This window comes from Clostridium chromiireducens (genome assembly GCF_002029255.1).
Taxonomy (GTDB): domain Bacteria; phylum Bacillota; class Clostridia; order Clostridiales; family Clostridiaceae; genus Clostridium; species Clostridium chromiireducens.
This window is the reverse complement of sequence record NZ_MZGT01000006.1, coordinates 26478-49500: the sequence shown is the minus strand read 5'-3', so window position 1 is coordinate 49500 and position 23023 is coordinate 26478. Positions and strand designations below refer to the sequence as shown.

General features: G+C 31.3%; 21 protein-coding genes and 1 riboswitch. Of the genes, 16 read left to right on the top strand and 5 right to left on the bottom strand.

The annotated features are described in order from the left end of the window. Both CLCHR_RS02925 and CLCHR_RS02920 read right to left on the bottom strand, forming a co-directional pair. Positions 1 to 861, bottom strand: coding sequence for a DUF421 domain-containing protein (locus CLCHR_RS02925; RefSeq protein ID WP_079438189.1), 861 nt, complete (start codon positions 859 to 861; stop codon positions 1 to 3). 12 nt (positions 862 to 873) lie between these two features. Then, positions 874 to 1080, bottom strand: coding sequence for a DUF1657 domain-containing protein (locus CLCHR_RS02920; protein WP_079438188.1), 207 nt, complete (start codon positions 1078 to 1080; stop codon positions 874 to 876). 188 nt (positions 1081 to 1268) lie between these two features. Here CLCHR_RS02920 and CLCHR_RS02915 point away from each other — a divergent pair, with 188 nt between their 5' ends. Then, positions 1269 to 1472: a DUF1657 domain-containing protein gene (locus tag CLCHR_RS02915; RefSeq protein WP_079438187.1), complete on the top strand. Its 204-nt coding sequence runs from the start codon at positions 1269 to 1271 to the stop codon at positions 1470 to 1472. A gap of 112 nt (positions 1473 to 1584) precedes the next feature. Here CLCHR_RS02915 and CLCHR_RS02910 read toward each other — a convergent pair whose 3' ends face one another. Further along, a complete protein-coding gene (locus CLCHR_RS02910) occupies positions 1585 to 1950 on the bottom strand; it encodes a DUF4363 family protein (RefSeq protein ID WP_079438186.1) in 366 nt (121 codons plus the stop codon). Between the two features lie 15 nt (positions 1951 to 1965). After that, the gene (locus CLCHR_RS02905; RefSeq protein WP_079438185.1) at positions 1966 to 2694 is read right to left on the bottom strand and encodes a DUF421 domain-containing protein; all 729 of its coding nucleotides are present in this window, start codon (positions 2692 to 2694) and stop codon (positions 1966 to 1968) included. A gap of 277 nt (positions 2695 to 2971) precedes the next feature. Here CLCHR_RS02905 and CLCHR_RS02900 point away from each other — a divergent pair, with 277 nt between their 5' ends. The 15 genes from CLCHR_RS02900 to CLCHR_RS02830 all read left to right on the top strand — a co-directional run bounded on the left by CLCHR_RS02900 (position 2972) and on the right by CLCHR_RS02830 (position 21636). Then, positions 2972 to 5914: a DEAD/DEAH box helicase gene (locus tag CLCHR_RS02900; RefSeq protein ID WP_079438184.1), complete on the top strand. Its 2943-nt coding sequence runs from the start codon at positions 2972 to 2974 to the stop codon at positions 5912 to 5914. A 157-nt stretch (positions 5915 to 6071) separates the two neighbouring features. Beyond that, positions 6072 to 8369 (top strand): polyprenyl synthetase family protein, encoded by a 2298-nt coding sequence (locus CLCHR_RS02895; protein WP_242965984.1) that lies wholly within the window; start codon positions 6072 to 6074, stop codon positions 8367 to 8369. 193 nt (positions 8370 to 8562) lie between these two features. Further along, positions 8563 to 9075 (top strand): RNA polymerase sigma factor, encoded by a 513-nt coding sequence (locus CLCHR_RS02890; RefSeq protein WP_119366652.1) that lies wholly within the window; start codon positions 8563 to 8565, stop codon positions 9073 to 9075. Further along, a complete protein-coding gene (locus CLCHR_RS02885) occupies positions 9072 to 9524 on the top strand; it encodes a hypothetical protein (protein ID WP_079438181.1) in 453 nt (150 codons plus the stop codon). Before CLCHR_RS02890 ends, CLCHR_RS02885 begins: the two co-directional genes overlap by 4 nt. Further along, positions 9505 to 10029, top strand: a complete 525-nt coding sequence (locus CLCHR_RS02880; RefSeq protein WP_079438180.1) for a hypothetical protein — start codon at positions 9505 to 9507, stop codon at positions 10027 to 10029. The genes CLCHR_RS02885 and CLCHR_RS02880 overlap by 20 nt, the downstream gene beginning before the upstream one ends. Continuing rightward, positions 10022 to 10327 (top strand): hypothetical protein, encoded by a 306-nt coding sequence (locus tag CLCHR_RS02875; RefSeq protein ID WP_079438179.1) that lies wholly within the window; start codon positions 10022 to 10024, stop codon positions 10325 to 10327. The genes CLCHR_RS02880 and CLCHR_RS02875 overlap by 8 nt, the downstream gene beginning before the upstream one ends. 313 nt (positions 10328 to 10640) lie before the next feature. Continuing rightward, positions 10641 to 10739, top strand: a riboswitch (glycine riboswitch). 166 nt (positions 10740 to 10905) lie between these two features. After that, entirely contained in the window at positions 10906 to 12300 is a 1395-nt protein-coding gene (locus tag CLCHR_RS02870) for an amino acid permease (protein WP_079438178.1), read from the top strand. 215 nt (positions 12301 to 12515) lie between these two features. Continuing rightward, a complete protein-coding gene (locus tag CLCHR_RS02865) occupies positions 12516 to 13211 on the top strand; it encodes a glycosyltransferase family 2 protein (RefSeq protein WP_079438177.1) in 696 nt (231 codons plus the stop codon). A gap of 165 nt (positions 13212 to 13376) precedes the next feature. Next, positions 13377 to 13721, top strand: a complete 345-nt coding sequence (locus tag CLCHR_RS02860; protein WP_079438176.1) for an EamA family transporter — start codon at positions 13377 to 13379, stop codon at positions 13719 to 13721. Next, the gene (locus tag CLCHR_RS02855) at positions 13696 to 14994 is read left to right on the top strand and encodes a glycosyltransferase family 39 protein (protein WP_242965983.1); all 1299 of its coding nucleotides are present in this window, start codon (positions 13696 to 13698) and stop codon (positions 14992 to 14994) included. The genes CLCHR_RS02860 and CLCHR_RS02855 overlap by 26 nt, the downstream gene beginning before the upstream one ends. A 3-nt stretch (positions 14995 to 14997) precedes the next feature. Further along, positions 14998 to 15696: a response regulator transcription factor gene (locus CLCHR_RS02850; RefSeq protein ID WP_079438174.1), complete on the top strand. Its 699-nt coding sequence runs from the start codon at positions 14998 to 15000 to the stop codon at positions 15694 to 15696. A gap of 12 nt (positions 15697 to 15708) precedes the next feature. Further along, on the top strand, positions 15709 to 17073 hold the full coding sequence (locus tag CLCHR_RS02845) for a HAMP domain-containing sensor histidine kinase (RefSeq protein ID WP_079438173.1): 1365 nt from the start codon (positions 15709 to 15711) through the stop codon (positions 17071 to 17073). 272 nt (positions 17074 to 17345) lie between these two features. Then, positions 17346 to 18275 carry an NTP transferase domain-containing protein gene (locus CLCHR_RS02840; RefSeq protein WP_079438172.1) on the top strand — a complete coding sequence of 310 codons (930 nt, stop codon included), beginning with the start codon at positions 17346 to 17348 and terminating at the stop codon, positions 18273 to 18275. Between the two features lie 111 nt (positions 18276 to 18386). Beyond that, complete coding sequence (gene xdh / locus CLCHR_RS02835) at positions 18387 to 20960, top strand: selenium-dependent xanthine dehydrogenase (protein WP_079438171.1); 2574 nt, start codon at positions 18387 to 18389, stop codon at positions 20958 to 20960. Positions 20961 to 21123: 163 nt separating this feature from the next. Continuing rightward, the gene (locus CLCHR_RS02830) at positions 21124 to 21636 is read left to right on the top strand and encodes a GNAT family N-acetyltransferase (protein ID WP_079438170.1); all 513 of its coding nucleotides are present in this window, start codon (positions 21124 to 21126) and stop codon (positions 21634 to 21636) included. 70 nt (positions 21637 to 21706) lie between these two features. On the opposite strand, the gene CLCHR_RS02825 is transcribed toward CLCHR_RS02830, so the two are convergent. Next, the gene (locus CLCHR_RS02825) at positions 21707 to 22942 is read right to left on the bottom strand and encodes an MFS transporter (RefSeq protein WP_079438169.1); all 1236 of its coding nucleotides are present in this window, start codon (positions 22940 to 22942) and stop codon (positions 21707 to 21709) included. Between the last annotated feature and the right edge of the window lie 81 nt (positions 22943 to 23023).

Here is a 23023-nt window from a genome sequence, read left to right as displayed (position 1 = left end):
CTAACGTAATAAATGTGGTTCTAATTTTTTTATGATTTTTTCTAGTTTTTCAGCATTTTGTGAATACATAGTTTTTGCAGCTTCATTGTCACTATCTAAAGAAAATGACATAAGATCTGCTTGGGTTTTTTCGATGCTGGCATATAACATTTCTTTAACTTCTGTTTTAGGAACTTGTATTAAATCATCAAAAAGATCGATATATAAGTCGCCAGAAGAATCCACTTGACCAAGAAAAACATTCTCAAGGGTGACCCCTTTGATTTCTAATTGAGTTGTAAGCCACCCTTGATTTAACCCAGCATTAGTAAGGCCTTCATTTAATATATTACCATCCAAAATAACTGTTTGTGGTTCAGTCTTTGATCCAACCTGCTTTCCTAAATCAGAAGCAGTAACAGGTTTCTTATCAGCTTTTAAGTTTACGTTTATATCTCCGGTAGTTTCCATTACAGCAAATTCAACATCAGCTAAATTAAATGCTTTTTTAGAACGCAGTTCCTGCAAAAATTCTTGTCCTGTAATTCTTTCTTTAGATAAGTTATCTTCCATTACTTTACCGTTTTTAATTAATACTCTTTCCTTGCCATGTAACGCATTATATACCCACTTGCTTCTCATGGAAGCATAATCTAGGATAAGAGGCATCAGAAACCAAACTGCCAGTGTAGTTAATCCAAAATAAATATTATTGATAAGATTTAAAGAAATTAAAGTAATAATAATAGCTATGACAGCATAAGAAATTAGGTCAAAGGGCGTTGCTCTAGCTAAGGTCTTTTTCTTCATATATTTTGATATAACTAACGTTAAAAAAAATAAAACTATTGAATTAAATAATAGTATAGACCAAGTATTCATATTCCACCTCACTTAATTACCCTTATATTGGGGTTCCTCAAACTCCATGGTTCCTACTCTTTTTTCTAAATCTGTTTTAATTTTACTTATTTCTTCAAATGCTGTATTAAATGCATCCTTAGCTTCTTTATCACGTTCTTGCAATGAATACATTCTTAAAGTAGCTTCAGCCCCTTTTAAGGTAGCTAACGTTTGTTTTACTTTAGATATCGCTGTCATATAAAAGTCTCCTTTAATATTTATTGAAATTTTACTAATTTACTTTATCCAATAAGCTTGATTTTAATTCTTAGATTATAAAAAATTAAGAAGTTTAGGAATAATTTTAATATAAATAAATCGAATATTTAGATTGATTATGAACAAAATATAGTGGTCGATTAAAAAATATAAAGGAGGAATTTTATATGCCAACAGGAACAAAACTTGAAACAGCACTAGCTAGTGCAAAAGGATTAGCTGCAGATATGAAGACATTTTCTTTAGATACAGATAACCAAGAGGCAAAGCAAATGTTTAATCAACTTTCAAGTACAATGGATAATGTAGCACAAACAATACAATCAAGACTTGACTTTGTAAAACAAGAAGAACCACAGTATAATAAATAATAGATAACAAAAAATAAATAAATATACTTCCATTCCTAATTAAATTTATATTTTATAGGTATGAGAGTATATTTATTTACTTGAATTCTTATTATGTAGTTATGTGTAATATCTATTTGCCTAATCCTTCCCAATGCTCATAAGCCTCACTTAATTCTATCAATGAGGCAGATTTATCCTTTGCAGCTATAGCGCCACGAAGACGAGCTATACTTGTATCTAAAGAATTTATTTCGTCTCTCTCTGAACTAAATTGAATTCTTTTAATGAAGGTCTTCCATGTAGTTGATAAGTTCTCTATTTTTTCATTAGCGTTCTCCCAATTTTCTAATTCTATATCTTGAGTAATTAATTGTATCGATTCAGGGATGCTGTCATTTTTTACGGAGAACTTTTTTAAAAAGCTGCCACTGAGCATAATTAATACAAAAGAAATTAGTGCAACTATAGGTATAGATATTATTAATAATTTTCTCACGATTATTTTCCTCCTTTAATATGGTCCTTTATAATCACCAATATCGGTCGCTTTTAGCATATGATCATCATACTTGTCTATATATAAGGAGCCAGAAGGAGTCAAGGTTGCAATAAATACTTCTGAAACATCCTTAATCTCATGCATTTTCAGTTGAGCCATTAGCCATTTTTCAGTTTTATTAAGTTGTTTCAGATTTTCATTTATAAGAATTCCATCATAAATAAGTTCAGTACTTATACCGCTTGGTGCTTTTAGAATACTCATATCCTTAGGGGTTAAAGGTTCATATTCTGGTTTCTTTAGAACTGATAATTGGCCATTTGGTTCAATAATCGCAAAATCTACTTGGGACAGATCAAAAACATCCTTAACTCTCAATAATCCCATAAGATCTGCGGCTGTATATTTCATTTTTTTTAATGCATTTTCCATTATTTTGCCATTCATAATCACAATTGTAGGTTCGCCTTCAATATATTTTGCGGCATATCTCCATTTTTCAGTAACATATTCCATTAAATACCCAAGTAAACACCAAGTGAGAAGTCCAACAAAATGGGGCCATGCTCTGCTGGATAAGTCCGTAGTAAGAGTCGCGGCAATTGATCCAATTGTTATTCCAAGAGCATAATCAAAGAATGTTAATTGACTAATTTGTTGTTTTCCTAGTATCTTAGCGAAAATAAGTAAAGAAAAGAATGCAATAATAGAACGCACTAAAACGACTAAGCCTTCATTCAATTTTTTTACCTCCTCATCTTAATAATATAAGGTTATTATTTAACTTAAAGTAGATTTTATACTATTGAATTAATTGAAGGTGGTGAAAGAACTTTAGGCAAGAGAGAAGGAGTAGTTGGTGAGCGGTCTTCGTAGTTTATTTATTTAACCAAAGTTATAGAAATCACTATGCTATAATATAATCTATGAAAGAAACGTTATTAATATAAGAAGGCTTAAATTGCTAAATGAATTTAAAATGATTAACCAGAGGTACACAATTGAAAGGGGTGATTTCTTGAAACTAAATGAATTAAAATCAATAGTATTTAAATCTGTATCTAATCACATGAAGAGAGAAGGGGAAGATTCTTTTAATAAGGGATTGGTCACCTATTTTAAAGGTAAAAAAATTGAAAATATATATCATGTTTACGGGAGAGTAAAGGATAAAAGCAAACTCAAAGAGTTTAATACCCACATTAAAATTGATATTCAGAAGAAAAAACTTGAGGGAGCAAATTGTTCTTGTGATGAGTTTAAAGAATTCGCTGCAAGTGGATACACCCTAATGTGCAGTCACATAACTGCCACTGCATATAAATTCTTTAGTTTACTATCAAAGGATAAGGATGAGGCAAGAGAAGATTCAGAAAAAAACACTATAGAGAAATATAAAATATGGGGAAATACTGAAACTACTCGGCTTATTCGAAAAACAGAAAAAGACTCTGAATATTATGAAGTGATGACAGCTTCAAGAAGTGAAAAGCTAATACTTCAGCCAAATGACTTAAGAGTATTTTTAGAAGTAGTTGAGAATAGAAAAATCAAATTTAAGTTTGAGCATATAGAGTTTACAGTACCAATTTTACATAAGGATATGCCTATAACTTTTAACTTAAAAGAAGATAATAATCAAATGATTTTATCAACTCACAAGCAGCTTCCGATGCGGTTAAATTCAAATAATGATGTTTATTATTTTAAAAATGAACTTTACCTTCCTTCAAAAATTCAGAGTGATGCTTACATGACTTTTCATGAAAAATTAAAGATCCATAGAGAAATTGTTTATAGAAAAGAAATAAATATTTATACAAAATTAATTTCAATTCTAAGCAGCATAACAGAGAATATTAATATTTCAGAGGGCTTAAGAAATTTTGCATCTAACTTTTTGAAACCTGAATTTCTAGTGTTTAAAGAAGATGGAAAAATTTATTGTGATGTAATCTTAATCTATGGAAGCAGAAAAGTTAATATACTTAATGATAATAGTAGAGAAGATAAGTTTATAAGAGATTATAGAAAAGAAGAAAAGCTTCTTTTGGAAATGGAAAAAAGAAACTTTACAAAGATGAAGAATAGATTCATGTTTATAGGGGGAGATGAAGAGTTATTTAATATATTAAAAGGTATAGATGATAGCATTCAAGCCTTAGGAAAAATCACTTTAGGTAAGGGACTTAACAATAAAAAAATATATAATTCAGAATCTATAAATGCAGACTTATATGATGTGGGGGAAAATTACGATTTTTCTTATAGTATAGGGAACATAGAAATAAATGAGCTAAATAGTGCATTTGAAGCTTACAGGAACAAAAGCAGATTCTACAAAACTAAAAATAATGACTTTTTAGATTTTGAAGATGATAATTTAAGGAATTTTTTTAATCTTTTTGAAGTATTAAATATTAGTGAGAATTTAGTAGACGGAAGAGTTAAAGTAGAAAAAGGTAAAGCATTATATTTATATGAAAATATAATGAATAAAGGGTTAGGAGTTATTAAAGGCTCTGATGAATTAGAGGAAATAGAAAATAAGTTAGCTAATATAAATAGTAGTGAAATAGCTCTGCCAGATACGTTTAATGGAGAGCTTAGAGAATACCAAATGAAAGGCTTTAAGTGGTTTAAGACACTAAGTGAATTAGGATTTGGTGGAATATTGGCAGATGAAATGGGACTGGGTAAGACAATTCAAAGTATTGCATTTTTGCTTTCTGAAAATAATAAAAAGGCTTTTATTGTCTGTCCAACTTCATTAATTTATAACTGGAAAGAAGAATTTGAAAAGTTCGCGCCAAGTTTAAAAGTATTAATTGTACATGGACCACAAAGACTTGAGTCAATAAATAGTATTAGTGATTGTGATGTAGCTATAACTACTTATGGGACCTTGAGACTTGACATAGATTACTATGAAGATATTATCTTTGATTACTGTATCATTGATGAAGGACAAAACATAAAGAATTCTTTAGCTCAAAACACTAAAGTTATAAAAGAAATCAAAGCCAAGAGAAGGTTTGCCTTAACGGGAACCCCTATTGAAAACAATTTGACAGAACTTTGGTCTATATTTGATTTTGTAATGCCAGGGTATTTATACTCTAAAGAAACATTCCAAGAGAAATTCATTTCAAGAGGAGAAGATAATTTAGAAAGTCTTAAGATGTTAATAAAGCCTTTTATTTTAAGAAGGACTAAAAAAGAGGTAATGAAGGAATTGCCAGATAAAGTAGAAAAGAAGTTATTAGTTGAAATGACAGTTTCTCAAAAGGCTATATACAGTAACTATATAAAAAAGGTACGAACAACAATGAAGAATAACAAAGATGGAAAAATTGAGATACTTTCATATTTAACTAAGCTTAGACAAATATGCTTAGACCCTTCACTTATAATTGAAGATTACAATGGTGGAAGCGGTAAACTAGAAGTAGCAGTGGAGCTTATTAAAGAGCATATTGATTCTGGTAATAAAGTTCTTTTGTTTTCACAATTTACTTCAGCCTTAGATAAAATCGGAGAACGCTTAAATAAAGAGGAAATTAACTTCTTTCACTTGCAAGGAAAGACGAGACCTAAGGATAGAATTAAACTTGTAAAGGAGTTTAATAGCAGTGAATCTGTAAAAGTATTTTTAATCTCACTAAAAGCTGGAGGCACTGGGCTTAATTTAACTTCAGCAAATTTAGTCATTCACTTTGATCCATGGTGGAATCCAGCAGTTGAGGATCAAGCTACAGATAGAGCTCACAGAATTGGTCAAGAGGATATAGTGGAGGTAGTTAGGTTAATTGCGAAAGGAACCATTGAAGAAAAGATTATTTTACTTCAAGAAGATAAAAAAGAACTCATTAACGATATTCTTACTGGAGAACTTCAAAATAGCAGTTTACTTAGCAGCCTGTCAAAGGATGATTTAATTCAGTTATTTGATAGGGATTAAGTTATTAGAATGATTAAAGTAGCAGGTTAAATTGTTTCTATAATTATATAATGTAAGTAGAGGTAATATTTATATGAATGACGAGTTAACAAAAAATGCTGATGCATCCTATCAGCTAGCTGAGCAGAAGGCTGCTGGTTATTTTAAATCACTTTACATGCAGGTCGCGGAAAGGGCTTATGTTCCTATATTAACAAAGAATATACATTGGTGGAAGCGTAGTCATATTCAAAAGAGCTCTTTTTTATCCCTTTTTTATCGTATAAAGAAAGCACCTGATAGGCAGGATTATCGTGGTTATATACAATGGCTGAATTATACAGGTAAACTTGATAATTATCTAGATCGAAGTATTTCATATATTTTTATGAGAGATTTGGGTAAAGCGTTAGACTCACCTGATACACAGATGAAAATCCGGCGTGCAATTGATAGTTTAAAAGAACATCTTGCGGCATACATGAGCTCAAAAAGAAAAGAGACTGACACGGTTAGTATGGCGGTGCTATATAGGAAAGCTCAGAAGGAAGGCATTGAATCTACAGTGATATGGCTGATAAACAAACTAAAGAATGTATCTGCTAATATTCCAAAGGGGATGGATGCTGAGAATGCGCTAAGAAAACTCATTAAAATCATTGCAGGAGTAATGATGCATCAAATTGAAGAGATGGATGACGGGCTATCTACTGAAGAGCGTACTCGAAAACTTGATGGAGCTATTCGGTTAGGTTATTCATATGGGCTGACTTATCCGTTTATTGATGATATCTTGGATGCAAAAGTTCTAAGTGCAAAAGAGACGGAACGGTATTCTAATTTAATACGTACCACGATTATCACAGGAGTTGTACCAGAATTAGGCGAATGGACTGGAGAGAATGCAGAGTTAATTAAGTATATTCATTCTGAACTTAAAGAGGCTTTTGAGTACATTAAGATTCATCAGAAACCAGAGAAAATGAAATCATTTTTAGAGGAAGCCTATGTGTTTTTTTATTCACAGGAAGTAGATCGTGTAAAGACTCTATCGAATGCAAATTACACTAATGAAGAGCTTTATATACCAGTCATTTTAAAATCAGCTTCGTCTAGATTGATTGCCCGTTCAGTAATCAGTACAACTGAGGATGATGGATTTGACAATAGAACTTTCTTTTATGGCATATATAACCAACTGGCAGATGATTTTGTAGATATGTTTGATGATATGGAAGATGGAGCGGTAACACCATATACATATTATATGAAATATCATGATACACGCGCGGATCTTATAAATCCATTTGAATTATATTGGACTGTTATCTCAAATTTAATTGAAAATGTGTATAACTCAGATAGAAAGACTTGTGAGGTTATTTTAGATCGTGCAATAAATGGTTTAAAACGGTTTAAGACGCGAATGGGAATTGAAAAATATAACGAAGTTATGGGGATATTTGCTCCTAAAAATCCGGAATTTAATTATCTTGTTCAGAGCATGGTTCAAAAAGCAGATGATGTGGATTTTTTTGATAAGCTGCTTCGGGATCATATGATTACTATCTTAAAGAATGAACGAAAAGAACAGGAAGAATTCTTAGATACTATCAAAACTGTACGTAATCAAATCAACAATATCTTAAATATTAAAAAGACAGGAAATATCTCTCTGGAAAATGAATATATAATTGATGCTGCAAATTATAGCCTAAAAGGTGATGGAAAGAGACTTAGACCAATAGTGGCCTGGATGATAGGCACTAAAGAATATAATTTGAATGAGTCAGCAATCCTGCCGCTTCTGAAATCTTTGGAATATATGCACACTGCATCTTTGATATTTGATGACTTACCATCCCAAGATAATGCACCTACACGGAGGGGCTATCCAACACTACATCAAGTATATGATGTTGCCACAGCTGAATTAACAGGCCTTTTCTTAACACAGAAGGCCATTGAGGAGCAGACGTCTCTTGAACAATTTGATTCAGATACTGTCCTTGAATTAATACGATACTCAACTGGAACGACAGAGAAAATGTGCAGGGGACAAGCAATGGATTTAGGTTCAAAAGAGAAAAAATTGACACTTGAGCAATTGAACTTAATGTGTTTTTATAAAACTGGGCTGGCATTCGAAGCTTCTCTTATAATGCCTGCAATTCTCGGCCGTGCAAAGGAGTTAGAACTTAAGGCTTTGAAAGGATTTGCTTATCATGCTGGTATTGCTTTTCAGATTAAGGATGACTTACTTGATGTTGAAGGTAATCCTATAATGCTTGGAAAATCCATTGGCAGAGATGTTGAAAATCGCAGTTCCACTTATGTGTTAATATTAGGTGAGGAAGGTGCGAGAAAAGAGCTTTGGGAACATTACTGTCTTGCCGTGGAAGAGCTGAAGGACATGCCACGTAATATAATTTTTCTAAGACATTTATTGAATTATATTGTTAATCGTGATCATTAGAATTTAGCATAGGCAAGGATTATGATTTATTTAAACCATAGAATCCACGGCAAATGTCGTGGATTATTTAATTTATGATTTGACTTATTTATGATCTAAATATTAATTAGGTTATTATTAGAAAAAATTGATAAATATTGAGGTGTTTTTTATTTCTTAATCGTTATATTAATTGTAAGGATTAATTAAGGTGGTGATAGCTATTGAAAAAGAACAATTTGTAAGTTGCATAAAAGAATACGAGCGATTAATTATCACTATTTGTCTATCCTTTACAAAAAATTACTTTGATGCTGAAGATTTGGCGCAACAAACCTTTTTATCTGCATATCAAAAATGGGAAAGTTTTGATGGAAATAATATTAAGGCTTGGCTTACTACAATTGCTGCCAATAAATGCAGAGACTACGTTAAGAGTAAAGCAAGAACAACAATTAGTCTATCAGAAGAGGAGTATGAAGGTTTAGAAGATAGGGGAGAATCACCAGAGGAAACAGTAGTGAAGAAAAATACTATGGAAAGAATATTAAGTTTATGTAATAGGTTAAAAGAACCTTATAGGACTGTAGCAGTAAGCTATTTTTGCAAAGACATAAAACTTTCACATCTAGCAAAGGAAACGGGTCAGAATATTAAAACTTTAGAAACGCAGCTTTATAGATCCAAAAAATTATTAAAGGATTTATGGAAGGAGGAGTTTATGTGAATAATACATTGTTTAATAAAGAAGGCCATTTGACAGAAGAAGCATTAACGATACTTAAGTTTGATAGATTAAGGGATGAAGAATTGATTTTCATATTGGAGCATATTAGTGCGTGTGAAGAGTGTGCTGGCGCATTTGCAGATAGTTTTAAAGATAATGAACTTACAGAAGCTCCTTCAGGATTTCAAGAAAAAGTACAGATTAGAATAAAAGATAAGAAGCGACGTAATATTCAGTTTAATTTTTACTGTGTTAAAGTTGCAGTTGCAGCTAGTATAGCATTAATGATGGTATTTTCAAATGGATTAAACTCTCTGGCTAATTCAAAAGCGAATTATGTGAAACCGCCAGATTTAAGTGTTTTGAATTCAGTTAATGCAAATCTCAATAACTTTTCAGAAAAAATAATCAAATTGGAGGTTTTTATTAATGATAAAGAAAAAAAGTAAATTTTTAACCTTTGTTCTTTCAATGCTGCCTGGCGCAGGACATATGTATATGGGATTTATGAAGACAGGTGTATCTTTCATGTCCGTGTTTTTCTTTCTGATATTTCTTTCTTCTTGGCTTGATACAGGGCCATTATTGTTTATAGCGCCACTTATTTGGTTTTACTCGTTTTTTGATTGTACAAATAGAATGGGTCTAGATGACGATAAGCTATTACTTTTAGAAGATAAATATTTATTTTCTATTGATAAGTTAGTAATACTAGATAAAGATATATTCGCAAAACACAGACTAATATCAGGAGTAGTACTATTGTTTCTAGGAATATATTTGTTATCAGAAAACATAATGGATTTTTTACGACCTTTAATTCCACATGAATTTTATAATATCATTCATAATATTATGAGGCAATCTCCTCAATTGATTATAGGAATAGCAATTATTGCACTTGGTATAAGGCTTATCAAAGGGAAGAAAATGGAGAGTGAAATTGATGCGTAAAGGACGTAGAGTAGGCACATTAACATCAGGAATTGTTTTGATTATTTTTGGGATAATGTTTTTACTTAGACTGATTACTAATAATATTAATATTCTTTTCATCGCATCTCTGTGGCCTATTATTTTGGTAAGTGTAGGAATAGAAATTATCGTAGCCTACATGATAAATAGTGAAGAAAAAATACAATATGATTTTAGTGCGATAATATTAGTTATCATTTTAGTGTTCTTTGCTATGGGCATGGGGGGAGCAGAATTTGTAATTGCTCATTTATCACAGTTTAGAGAAATGATTTAATCCAAATTGGTATATTTAACTATGAAACCCACGACAAGTGTCGTGGGTTTTTGTTAGGAGTTTTAGAAAAACATAATGTTCATTTCTTATATAAAAATTTGGAAATTATGATAAGATTAATATCTATTTTTGATTAGAATGAAAAAAATATTGCAATTTTATTAAAAATGTATTAAGATAAAACGGTAAAATTTAATAATTTATATATAAAATTTAAAAGTTCAGATGAAGATAGCGGGAGAGAAACGACTATGGTCGTTCACCGAAGAAGTAAATCTTTCAGGTACCTATTTAATTAGAGATGACCGTTATTGGATGAACCCTTGGAGAGACTCGAAATAGAGCACCGAAGGAGAAAGTTATGCGAAAGTTGCATAGCGAAACTCTCAGGTAAAAGGACAGGGGACAGATAACATATCTTACAAAAGTAATACATTGTAAATTACTTTATTGGTAATGCAGTGTCGATTACTTCATTTAGATCTTATCTATTCCCATTTGTATCTCCGATCAAAAAATACTTATATAGGAAAAGGCAGTTTTAAGTACAAGCCTTTTTACTAAGATGGAGGGATAAAATGGATCAATTAAAATCAGAAAATCAAAACTTATCAAGAGGACTAAAAAATCGTCATGTCCAATTACTCGCAATTGGAGGCGCAATCGGTACTGGATTATTCCTTGGTTCGGGAAGATCTATTCACTTGGCAGGACCATCTATATTATTTGCGTATATGATAACAGGAATAATTTGTTTTTTTATTATGCGTGCCCTTGGGGAATTATTACTTTCTAATTTAAACTATCACTCATTTGTAGACTTTGTATATGATTATTTAGGAGAAAGAGCAGCGTTTATTACTGGATGGACCTACTGGTTCTGCTGGATCTCACTTGCGATGGCGGATGTGACGGCTGCGGGACTTTACATACAATACTGGTTCCCGAATATAGCTAATTGGGTTCCGAGTCTTATAATCCTTGTAATTTTATTGATTATGAACCTTACTGCAGTAAAGTTATTTGGTGAAATGGAGTTCTGGTTTGCCTTAATTAAAGTTGTTGCAATTTTAGCACTAATTATAATCGGTACATTTATGGTTATTAAAGGATTTTCTACAGATGCTGGTGCAGCTAGCTTTACAAATCTTTGGAGTCATGGTGGAATGTTCCCAAAAGGTGCAACTGGATTTATTCTTTCATTCCAAATGGTTGTATTTGCTTTTACTGGAATCGAATTAGTAGGACTTACAGCTGGTGAAACTGAAGATCCAGAACGTGTTATTCCAAAGGCTATTAATAATATTCCAATTAGAATCATTATTTTCTATGTAGGAGCTCTTTTTATTATCATGAGCATATACCCATGGACTTCAATTAATCCAGATAAAAGTCCATTTGTACAAGTGTTTTCGGCAGTAGGAATTGCAGCAGCAGCAAGTATTGTAAATTTTGTTGTATTAACATCAGCGGCTTCTGCATGTAACAGTGGCATATTTAGTACAAGTCGTATGGTTTACTCTCTTGCAAAAGAAGGAAATGCACCTGAGTCAATGAATAAATTAACTTCTAATCAAATACCTGCTAATGCTACAATGTTCTCAGCGATTGTTATCTTGATTTCAGTCATTTTGAATTATATTATGCCAGAAGGAGTATTTGTTCTAATCACAAGTATATCAACATTTTGTTTTATCTTCATTTGGGCAATTATAGTTATTTGCCATTTGAAATATCGCAAAACTAATCCTGAACTTGCTGCGAAGAACAAATTTAAAATGCCGCTTTACCCAATTATGAACTATATAATTCTAGCATTTTTAGCTTTTGTTATAATTACATTAGCATTTAATAATGAAACTCGTGTAGCTCTATTTGTAACACCTATATGGTTTATAATGCTTGCAGTGATATATAAAATGCTTAAATCAAAAGCGAAAAGTAGAGAAGTTTTAAAGAGAAATCTAGTATAGTTTAACAATAAAAATAAAAAAAGATGTTTAAAAAACGCGATTGTATATATGAGGCTGGCAGAGCTTCTTGTAGACAGTCGTGTTTTTTATTTTCGTGTGGCTAAGATTAATAAAAATGTGAACTTCATAATTTCTTCATAAATTTAGTAAATAGTTCTTTAATTTTGATAACTAAAATTAAAATATACCAAATGAAGGAAAAAGGAGTGAGGTTAATGAAATGCTTGATTATAGTACCAGCTTATAATGAGGAGAAAAATATATACAATGTTGTAACTTCAATAAAAGATAATAATACATTTTCAGATGTTATTGTTATCAATGATGGTTCTAAGGATAATACGTATTTTGAGGCTAAGAGAGCGGGTGCAGAAGTTATAAATTTAGGTGAGAACTTGGGGATAGGAGGAGCTGTTCAGACAGGTTACATTTACGCATTAAATAAGGGATATGATGTGGCAGTTCAAATAGATGGTGATGGTCAGCATGATCCAAAGGACTTGGAGAATTTAATTAAACAAATGAAAAGAAGCAGTTTTGATATGATTATAGGTTCAAGGTTTGTGGAAAAGACCAATTATATACCAAGTATATTTAGAGCAATGGGGATAAGATATTTTTCTAAATTAGTTTCGTTCCTATGTGGAAGCAATTATTATGATACTACTTCGGGCTATAGATTAATAAATAAAAAAGCAATAGAACTTTTTGCAAAATACTACCCAAAAGATTACCCAGAAGTAGAAACCATAGTATATGCATATAAAAGTGGTTTGAAGGTTAGGGAGATTGGTGTAAATATGAGGCAGAGGCATGAAGGGAAGTCATCTATAACACCGATGAAATCAATATACTACATGGTTAAAGTGACATTATCAACATTAATAGTAGCTCAGAAACAGAATTATTAATAAATAAGGAGAGTAGAGAATGAATGGAATATTGATTTTGTTTATAATATTAATTTTTATTATAGTGTATTGGGTGAGACAAATGTATGAGATCAGGAGAAGATTAGTTAGGTTAATTCAAGAAAACGCTGTGATTTGGCAACTTATAAAGGAGCAAGAGAATAAATGATGTATTTATTATTATTTATAAACATAATAATGCTAGTGTCAGGTCAAGTATTATGGAAGATTGGCATAGGAAAAAGTAGTTTCAACTTCTCAATTCAAGGAATTGTTAATATGTTTTTTAATCCTTATATATTAGCCGGAGGAATTATATATGTGTTTGCTACAATAATTTGGTTTTATTTATTATCGAAAGAAGAGTTGAGCAGAGTATATCCATTGCAAAGTTTATGTTATGTATTAGGAATACTTGCTGGAGTTTTAATATTCAAGGAGTGCCTTACACTTAGTAAAGGTTTGGGAGCAGTATTTATAATAATTGGAACATTTATTATTACAAGATGAGGTGAAAATCATGGTTATTGTTTGTGAGGAGGATAAAAGAATAAAGCTTGGGCTTATTCTTTTGAAGATATCATTTATAATAGTGGCTATTATTTCAATTTTCAAGCATGGCAATTCTACATTGCTTGGAAGCTTGGAGAATTTTGATAATGATGATGTTAAATATATAAGAAGTGCCTGGAACTTAGTGGAGAATGGAATATTTTCGTATGAAGATATAAGCAAGCCGACAGTTTATATAATGCCAGGACTAACCTTTATACTTTCGTTCTTTGTAATAATATTTGGGAAATTTCAAGCTATTATGGCATTTAGAATATTTCAAGTTGTTTTGCAGATATGCAGCTTAAATTTAATATTTCTAATAGGAAAAAAAGTTTTTAATAAGAAGGCAGCTCTAATAGCTTGCATTGTTGATTCAATTTATATTGTTGAAATATATGCTGCAAATCTTATACTCATGGAAGTTACATTTAAGTTTCTGATTTTACTTCTTATACATTTAAGTATTAACGCGTTAGAAACTAAGAAAACAAAGTATTATGTATTGGCAGGCATTGTTTGGAGTCTAGGTTGTTTATTTAAACCTACAATAGCAGTATACCCATTAGTAATACTTATAGCTTGGATTAAAAGTAGGTATAAGCTGAAAGAAGTGGTTAAATATGCTAGTATAGTAGTAAGTATATTTTGTATTATAATGTCACTTTGGTGGATAAGAAATTACAATAATTTTAATATGTTTATACCATTTACAAAGTCTAGCGGTAATCCATTTTTACAAGGCACTTTTATTAATTATAACCAAGATAAAGGATGGGGAGTTGAGTATAGGTCAAGTGAAGATCCTATACAAAGCAATGAATATGAGGTAGAAGCAGGAATAGAAAGATTAAAGATATATGGAAAAGAAGAACCTCTTAAATTTGCATATTGGTATACCCTAGGAAAGACTTTTTATTTTTGGTATGAACCATTTTATTGGGATAAAATCTTAGGTATAAACTATGATTGGGCATTGGTAGAACACTATCTTATTTTAGTAACAGCAATTTTGGGAATTATTAATACTACTAAAGAAGGAAAATGGAATTTAGAAAAGCAAATAATTGCACTAGCAATAATAGTCATGAATGTGGTTTACTTGCCGTATTACACATACAGTAGATATTCATATCCTCTTATGCCATTAATGATTATTTTTTCAAGTGATTATGTTTATTGTAGAATATGCAAATACAAAGATTCAATGACAAGGAAAAGGCAGGGATAATAAATGGAAAAGAAAAAATCAATATTAGTTGTAGATGATGAAAAAGACATAAGAGAAGTTATTGAAATTTATTTGATGAATGAAGGGTTTGATGTTATCACAGCTTCTGATGGTTTAGAAGCTTTAGAAAAATTAAAAAATGAAGCTATAGATTTAATAATATTAGATATAATGATGCCCAAATTAGATGGGATCAGGACATGCCTCAGAATAAGAGAAGAGAAAAAGATGCCTATAATAATGCTATCAGCTAAAAGTGAAGATAGTGATAAAATTTTAGGACTAAATATAGGTGCAGATGATTATGTTGTTAAACCATTTAATCCTTTGGAACTTGTTGCCAGAGTAAAATCTCAAATTAGAAGGACTACAAGTTTTAATGAACCAAGAAAAGAAATTAGTGATGAGATATGTATAGATGGACTTGTAATAAATACAGCAACTAGAGAAGTATTTGTTGACGATAACTTCGTTAGATTAACTCCTAGAGAATTTGATATATTAAAAGTTTTAGCATCAAATATCGGTAGAGTACTAAGTACTGAACAGATATATGAAAGAGTATGGGATGAACCTTTCTTTAATTCAGATAACACTGTAGCGGTGCACATAAGAAATATTAGAGAGAAGATAGAGATTAATCCTAAAGAGCCTCAATATATAAAATTAGTGTGGGGTGTTGGATATAAAATTGATAAGTAAGAGGTGGAATAGTTGAAAAATAAAATAATAAGAAGCATAAGTAGTTTAAATATAAAGTTTATATTAATGAATGTGATAAGTGTTTTAATAATAGTGCTTGGAATATATGGAATTATGTCTTTCTTTAACGAAAATACTATTGTTGGAAAGATTAATCATTTTAATAGTTCCTTTGTTAAAGTACAAAGTTATGTAAATAAGCGTGATAAATCATGTGAGGAATATTTAGAAAAAGTCGCCGAATTAAATGATGTAAATATTGTAGTCATAGATAGGAATGGACAAATATTACTAAAATCTAAGAATATAAAAGAAGATAAACTTAATGTTGAAAATTTAGTTAAATACTTTCATAGAGAATATGAGGATGGAAATTTCTATCAATGGTATGATATAACAATAGATAATCAAACAGAAAAACTTGTAATATGGAACAAGCAGCCAATTAGATTTAGTGAAAATACTATGTTATGTATTCTAATGATACCAGTCATTATTGCAATGCTTTTAACGTTCTTTTTAACAAATAGAAAGGTGAAATACATTAAAACAATAGCTAAAGGTGCGACTGAATTTTCAAGTGGAAATTTAGATTATAGAATTAACAAGAAGGGGATGGATGAGCTAGGGTTTTTAGCTGAGAGCATGAATAATATGGCAGAAAAGCTTAAAGAGAATATTGAAAAGGAAAGAGCACAAGAAAAATTTAGAACAGAACTTATAACTAATGTTTCTCACGATTTAAGAACTCCGCTGACTTCATTAATAGCGTACCTACAACTTGTAGAAAACGAAAAAACAACGGAAGATAATAGAAAGAAATACATTAGTATATCTATTGAAAAAGCATATAAGTTAAAACAGCTTATAGATGATTTGTTTGAATATTCAAAGTTAGAATGTGATGGAATTGCGTTAGAAAAGAATGAGGCAAATGTAATAGAGATATTAGAGCAGAGTATAGGCGAATTATTTATAGAAGCTCAAAAAAGAAATATGAATTTTAAAAAAGAATTTGAGAATAATAAAGTGATTCTAAGTGTTGATTCAAGCAAATTAGGAAGAGTTTTTGAAAATCTATTATCCAATGCAGTGAAATATGGAGTAGAAGGTACAGAGGTATATGTAAATTTGAAAAAAAATGATGAATATGTGACTATTACATTTGAAAATGAAATAACAGAAGAAATTTCTGAAGATACATTAATGCTTTTTGATAGATTCTATAGAGGAGATAAGTCTAGGAATTCAAAGGCAAGTGGTTCAGGGCTTGGCTTGGCTATTTCAAAAAGTATAATAGAACTGCATGACGGTGAAATTTGGGCAGAGTGCAAAAATAATATATTCAAGGTTTATGTAAAGATTTTTAATAATTAAAAAGCTTAAAGGTGAATCCAACTTCTGGATACGTAATTATGATTCTAATAGGGATAGACTTTCTCACTTGAAAGTCTGTTTTTATTTACAACGAGCGCATTTCATTGGCATAAGAAGCGAATAAGAAGATTGAAATCTATTGACCTTATGATAAAATTATATAAAATTCAATTTATAATGTTTATTATTAAAAGCATATTGAAAATTAATTATTTTACAAAATATGAAAGGATGTGAAATTCAGTAGTGCTCATAGAGTAACTAATACAGATATGAAGACAGATAAGAAAAAAACAACAGGTGGATTAATAGTTGCGGCGGGAAAGATTTCAAAAAGAAATGAATTAAACCCACTCTCTCAAATTGGTTCTATAACTGTAATAAAAAGAATTATTTTAACCTTTCAAAGTGTTGGTATTTCACCAATTGTGATAATTACTGGACATGAATCAGAAGAAATAGAGCATCATCTAGCTCACTATGGGGTCATTTTTCTGAGAAATGATCAGTATGAAAACTCACAGATGTTTGATTCAGCAAAACTTGGATTAGAATTTTTGATGAATAAATGCGAGCAGGTAATATTTACCCCTGTGAATATTCCTATGTTTACACCAGATACTATTCGCGAGATGATAAAAATAGATGAAAAAATAATTTCACCATCTTATCATGGAAAAGCTGGTCATCCTCTTTTGATAGCCTCAGAATTAATTCCTCGAATTTTAGAGTATGATGGAAATATGGGAATGGAAGGTGCTATTAAGAGTATTGGCATAGAAAGAAAATTGATAAATGTAGAAGATAAAGGTATCATTCATGATACTGATAATATTAATCAATTGAATGAACTTTTAAAAAAGCATAATGAGCATATGCTGCATCCTTTCGTTAAAGTTAGCATTGAAAAGGAAACACTACTTTTTAATTCAAGGACAAAGTTACTTTTACTTTTGATTCAAGATACACATTCCGTTCGAAGTGCATGTAGGCACATTGCATTATCTTATAGTAAAGCGTGGGATATGTTAAATAAACTAGAAAAAGAACTAGGATATGCAGTAGTTGAAAGAAAGCATGGAGGGAGCAGAGGAGGAAAAACTTCATTAACCAAAGAAGGATTGGAATTTTTAAATAAGTATGAGCAGTTTGAAGAGAATGTGAGAAAGTATGCAAAAGAAGAATTTAATAGGTTATTTTAGGATTTTGTGATTTTTGCAAAGCAAGTTCTTTTGACAAAGAATTTGATGAAAAATAGCCCCCATTCTATAATAATTACAATGTTAAATTACTATAGGATAGGGGGCTTATTTATGTTTATTCTTAATGTAAATGGAAAAGAGGTAGTTGCACAGAGTGATAAAAATTTATTATCTTTCTTGAGGGATGATCTAGGGATCACTTCAGCTAAAGATGGATGTAGTGAAGGAGCCTGTGGGACATGTACTGTTTTAGTAGAAGGTAAAGCTGTAAAAGCTTGCATACAAAAAACAGCAAAATTAGTAGGGAAACACATTTTAACTGTTGAAGGCTTGAGTGAAAGGGAAAAAGAAGTCTATGAATATTGCTTTGGGGAAGCTGGTGCGGTTCAATGTGGCTTTTGTATTCCAGGAATGATAATTTGCGCAAAAGCACTATTAGATGTGAATTTAAATCCAACAACAGCAGATGTTAAGAGAGCAATACATGGAAATATATGTCGTTGTACTGGATATAAGAAAATTGAAGAAGCTATTTTAATGGCAGCAGAATACTTTAGAGATAATCTTAAAATTCCAACTTCTCCTGAGGAACTTAAAATGGCGCAGAAATTTAAACGTATCGATGTAACAGAAAAAGTAAATGGAACAGGTATTTTTGTTGATGATATTGAATTATCAGGAATGATATATGCTAAAGCTGTTCGCTCAAAATATCCAAGAGCTATTGTAAATAAAATTGATATAAGTAAGGCAGAAGCACATCCAGATTGTGTTAAAGTATTACTAGCAAAAGATGTTCCAAATAATATTATTGGACATGCAAAGCAAGATTGGGATGTACTTATTTCTGAAGGAGATATAACAAGATATGTAGGAGATTCTTTAGCGTTAGTAGCAACTTATCATAAAGATAAACTTGAAGAAGTATGTAAATTAGTCGAAGTAGATTATACAGAACTACAACCAATTACTTCTCCTACAGATGCGTTAAAGGCCGATGCACCTTTAATTCATGCTGATGGGAATATTATGAGTAGAGCGGCTTTGCAACGTGGTAATGCAGATGAAGCAATTAAAAATTCTAAGTATGTGGTAACAAGAAAGTATAAGACACCATTTCAGGAACATGGATTTATGGAACCAGAATGTGCAATTGCCATGCCAGAAGGAGAAGAAGGTATTTTACTGTATTCTGGAGGGCAATCAGTATATGATGAACAACGAGAAATATCTATGATGCTTCAAATTCCAATAGAAAAAGTACATTGTAGGACACAGCTTGTTGGAGGTGGATTTGGTGGAAAAGAAGATATGAGTGTTCAGCATCATGCAGCACTTATGGCATGGCACACTAAAAAAGCAGTTAAAGTGAAATTTTCTAGACAGGAGAGTTTAGATTATCATACTAAACGCCATCCAATGGAAATGGAATTTACAACGGCATGTGATGAAAATGGCGATTTAACTGCTATGAAGGCTGTTATTATCGCAGATACAGGTGCATATGCATCTCTTGGAGGGCCCGTTCTGCATAGAGCATGCACACATGCGGCAGGGCCATATAACTATCAAAATATTGATATTTTTGGAATGTCAGTTTATACAAACAATGTTGTTTCTGGAGCATTTAGAGGATTTGGTGTAACTCAAAGTTGTTTTGCTACTGAAAATAATATAAATCTATTAGCAGAAATGGTAGGGATATCACCTTGGGAGATTCGCTATCGTAATGCAATACGTCCAGGTCAAGTATTACCAAATGGTCAAATAGCAGATGAAAGCGTTGCTATGGCAGAATGTTTAGAAGCTGTTAAGGATATATATGAATCAAATCCATATGCAGGTATTGCCATAGCATTTAAAAATAGTGGGACAGGTGTAGGAAAGAAGGATATTGGTCGATGCATTTTGTCTATTGAGGATGGTAAAGTTCATATTCGAACTTCAGCAGCATGTATGGGACAAGGCATTGGAACAATGTGTGCGACTGTACTATGTGAGACCACTGGTCTAAATCCAGCCTTAGTAGTACACGAAAAAGCAGATACTGTTCGTACTCCTAATTCAGGGACAAGTACAGCTTCTAGACAAACTGTTGTAACTGGTGAAGCTGTAAGAAGAGTATCGGAAAAATTGAAAATAGAATTAGAAAAAGGATTAACACTTAAAGATTTAGAAGGAAGAGAATTTCATGGAGAATATTCTGCAAAGACTGATCCAATGGGAGCAATAAAAGAAAATCCAATTAGCCATGTAAGTTATAGTTATGGAGCTCAAGTTGTTATTCTTAACGAAAAAGGAAAAGTAGAAAAAGTGGTAGCAGCATATGATGTTGGTACACCTGTTAATATTCAATCAGTTGAGGGTCAAATTGAAGGTGGAATTGTCATGGGATTAGGATATGCTTTAACTGAAGAATTTAGAGTTGAAGGAGGTTACCCTAAGACTAAGTTAGGCACTCTAGGGCTTATGAGAGCAAAAGATGTTCCAGAACTTGAAATAATTCTTGTGCAGGGAAAAGGGAAAATACCTGAAACTTATGGAGCAAAGGGATGTGGAGAATTATGTTTAATTCCAACAGCTCCGGCTTGTTCTCTTGCTTATTATCGATTAGATGGTAAATTTCGTACTCAATTACCATTAAGAGAAACATTTTATAAAAAATTAAAAACAGACAAAATATAGATATCAAACTTAATTTTTTATTTAATATCAGAAAGCATAGATCTGCAAAGTAATGCAAAGGAGAATATTAAGGGGGCAGTCAAATGCATAAAAAAATTTTACCTCTTATATATAAGGTGTTAAAATATAGAAAGATAAGTTTAACACGAAAGGAATAAAAAAGATGATAAGACAAGCTACAGAAAAAGATTTACTTGATATTTTGGAAATTTACAATGATGCTATTTTAAATACAACAGCAATATATGATTATACTGAACATTCTCTTGAGGAAAGAAAACAGTGGTATGAGAAAAAGAAACAAGATGGAAGTCCGTTGTTAGTATTTGAGAAAGATGAGAGAGTTGTTGGATTTGCTACATATGGATCATTTAGAGTTTATCCCGCTTTTAAATATTCAATAGAGCACTCAATATATGTTCATAAAGATTATAGAAATCTAGGAATAGGAAAATTATTATTAAAAGAATTAATAGACATCGCTAATAAAGATGAGTATATGACTGTGGTGGCATGTATTGATAGCTTAAATGAAGGAAGCATTAAAATTCATGAGAAGTTTGGATTTAAGTATTCCGGTACAATAACAAAGGCAGGATATAAATTTGGGAAATGGCTTGACTTAGTTTTTTATCAATTAGATTTAGATGGGCCGAAAGCTCCAGTGGAATCATAATAATTACATGATTTATTACTTATAGGAAAGTACCTCTAAATATAGTATTTAGAGGTACTTTCCTATTTTATTATTGTGCTGAATCTACTTCACGCTGCGTCGAAGCATTAAATATCAATGAAGTAAGCATAGCTCCTATCAGAAATAGCAATCCAGCTGAAATGTAAAGAATAGTCAATGAAAATTGACTTTTAAGCCAACCTGTAATGGACATAGTAATGACCATGAATCCCATAAACATAGGATTTAATACTCCATTTACTCTTCCTACAAACTCTGTTTTTGTAAGCTGTAGAATTAATGTATTTATACCAATCTGAATGCAAGGCATAAAAAATCCATTAAAGAATTGGAATAAAAGAATAACAATCCAGCTTGAGGATAATCCCATTCCAACCATTGAGATAGCATTAACTATAAGTCCTAGTGCAAGGAGTTTTTGAGGCGCTACTTTCTTTGATATTGTCATAACTAAGCCTCCGCCAATAAACATGGCTGCTCCATTTACCATAAGTAATATTTGAAGATTTTCTTTAGGAAGTCCGAGTCTTTCAACTATTAAGAAAACTCCAAGCGGTTGTATAATACCAACAGCAAGGCCTGCTGCTGCAAAAACAGATCCTAGTATTGTAAGAGCTCTTTGCTCCCAAACATAAATAAAACCTTCTTTTAATTCTTCTAAGAAATGAGTTGTGACTTCTTTCTTTTCAACTATTTTGTCAGCTGGTAATAGAGTTAATACTGCAGCTGAAAGTAAGAAAGCGACTCCCATTACCGATATAGAAATATCTATTCCAAACTTTTGAAAAACAATAGTACCTAACGCTGGCCCTATAATCATAAAAATAGCCATAAGTGTTTGAAAAATAGCCATTCCTGTTTGCATAAATTCCTCGGGAACATGAACCTTAAATAATTTCATTCCAGAAGGCTGAGAAAACTGCGATAAAATAGATGAAATAAAGGTTACAAAAAATACAGCTTCCCATGTAGCAAATATTATCGTAAGCAGAACTACAAAAACTGAAATAGCACTTAATAAGTCACACCAAACCATAGTACGTTTTGGACGCCATCTATCTGCAAAAGTTCCTCCTATAAATGAGAATATAAATATTGGGGCAAACTCAGCAACTGAAATTAAAGAAACTGCAACTGGGTCATTATTTGTTTTATCCATTACAAATAATAATATAGCAAAGTTACGAACCCATATACCTATTTGTAGAAAAATAGAAGAAACCATAATTACTTGAACAAAACGATTTTTAAAAAATGAAGAAAGTGATATGGACGATTCTTTCATATAATTACTCCTTTTGAAACTGTAAAATTTGTGTTTATATATACCACCATAATACTATATCATAAATCAAAATTACATCAA

What these genes read in the sequence shown, in the direction of transcription:
- CLCHR_RS02925 (WP_079438189.1), bottom strand. Translation starts at nt 861, where the DNA reads ATGAATACTTGGTCTATACTATTATTTAATTCAATAGTTTTATTTTTT.
- CLCHR_RS02920 (WP_079438188.1), bottom strand. Translation starts at nt 1,080, where the DNA reads ATGACAGCGATATCTAAAGTAAAACAAACGTTAGCTACCTTAAAAGGG.
- CLCHR_RS02915 (WP_079438187.1), top strand. Translation starts at nt 1,269, where the DNA reads ATGCCAACAGGAACAAAACTTGAAACAGCACTAGCTAGTGCAAAAGGA.
- CLCHR_RS02895 (WP_242965984.1), top strand. Translation starts at nt 6,072, where the DNA reads ATGCAGGTCGCGGAAAGGGCTTATGTTCCTATATTAACAAAGAATATA.
- CLCHR_RS02880 (WP_079438180.1), top strand. Translation starts at nt 9,505, where the DNA reads ATGATAAAGAAAAAAAGTAAATTTTTAACCTTTGTTCTTTCAATGCTG.
- CLCHR_RS02875 (WP_079438179.1), top strand. Translation starts at nt 10,022, where the DNA reads ATGCGTAAAGGACGTAGAGTAGGCACATTAACATCAGGAATTGTTTTG.
- CLCHR_RS02870 (WP_079438178.1), top strand. Translation starts at nt 10,906, where the DNA reads ATGGATCAATTAAAATCAGAAAATCAAAACTTATCAAGAGGACTAAAA.
- CLCHR_RS02865 (WP_079438177.1), top strand. Translation starts at nt 12,516, where the DNA reads ATGAAATGCTTGATTATAGTACCAGCTTATAATGAGGAGAAAAATATA.
- CLCHR_RS02860 (WP_079438176.1), top strand. Translation starts at nt 13,377, where the DNA reads ATGATGTATTTATTATTATTTATAAACATAATAATGCTAGTGTCAGGT.
- CLCHR_RS02850 (WP_079438174.1), top strand. Translation starts at nt 14,998, where the DNA reads ATGGAAAAGAAAAAATCAATATTAGTTGTAGATGATGAAAAAGACATA.
- CLCHR_RS02840 (WP_079438172.1), top strand. Translation starts at nt 17,346, where the DNA reads ATGAAGACAGATAAGAAAAAAACAACAGGTGGATTAATAGTTGCGGCG.
- xdh (WP_079438171.1), top strand. Translation starts at nt 18,387, where the DNA reads ATGTTTATTCTTAATGTAAATGGAAAAGAGGTAGTTGCACAGAGTGAT.
- CLCHR_RS02830 (WP_079438170.1), top strand. Translation starts at nt 21,124, where the DNA reads ATGATAAGACAAGCTACAGAAAAAGATTTACTTGATATTTTGGAAATT.
- CLCHR_RS02825 (WP_079438169.1), bottom strand. Translation starts at nt 22,942, where the DNA reads ATGAAAGAATCGTCCATATCACTTTCTTCATTTTTTAAAAATCGTTTT.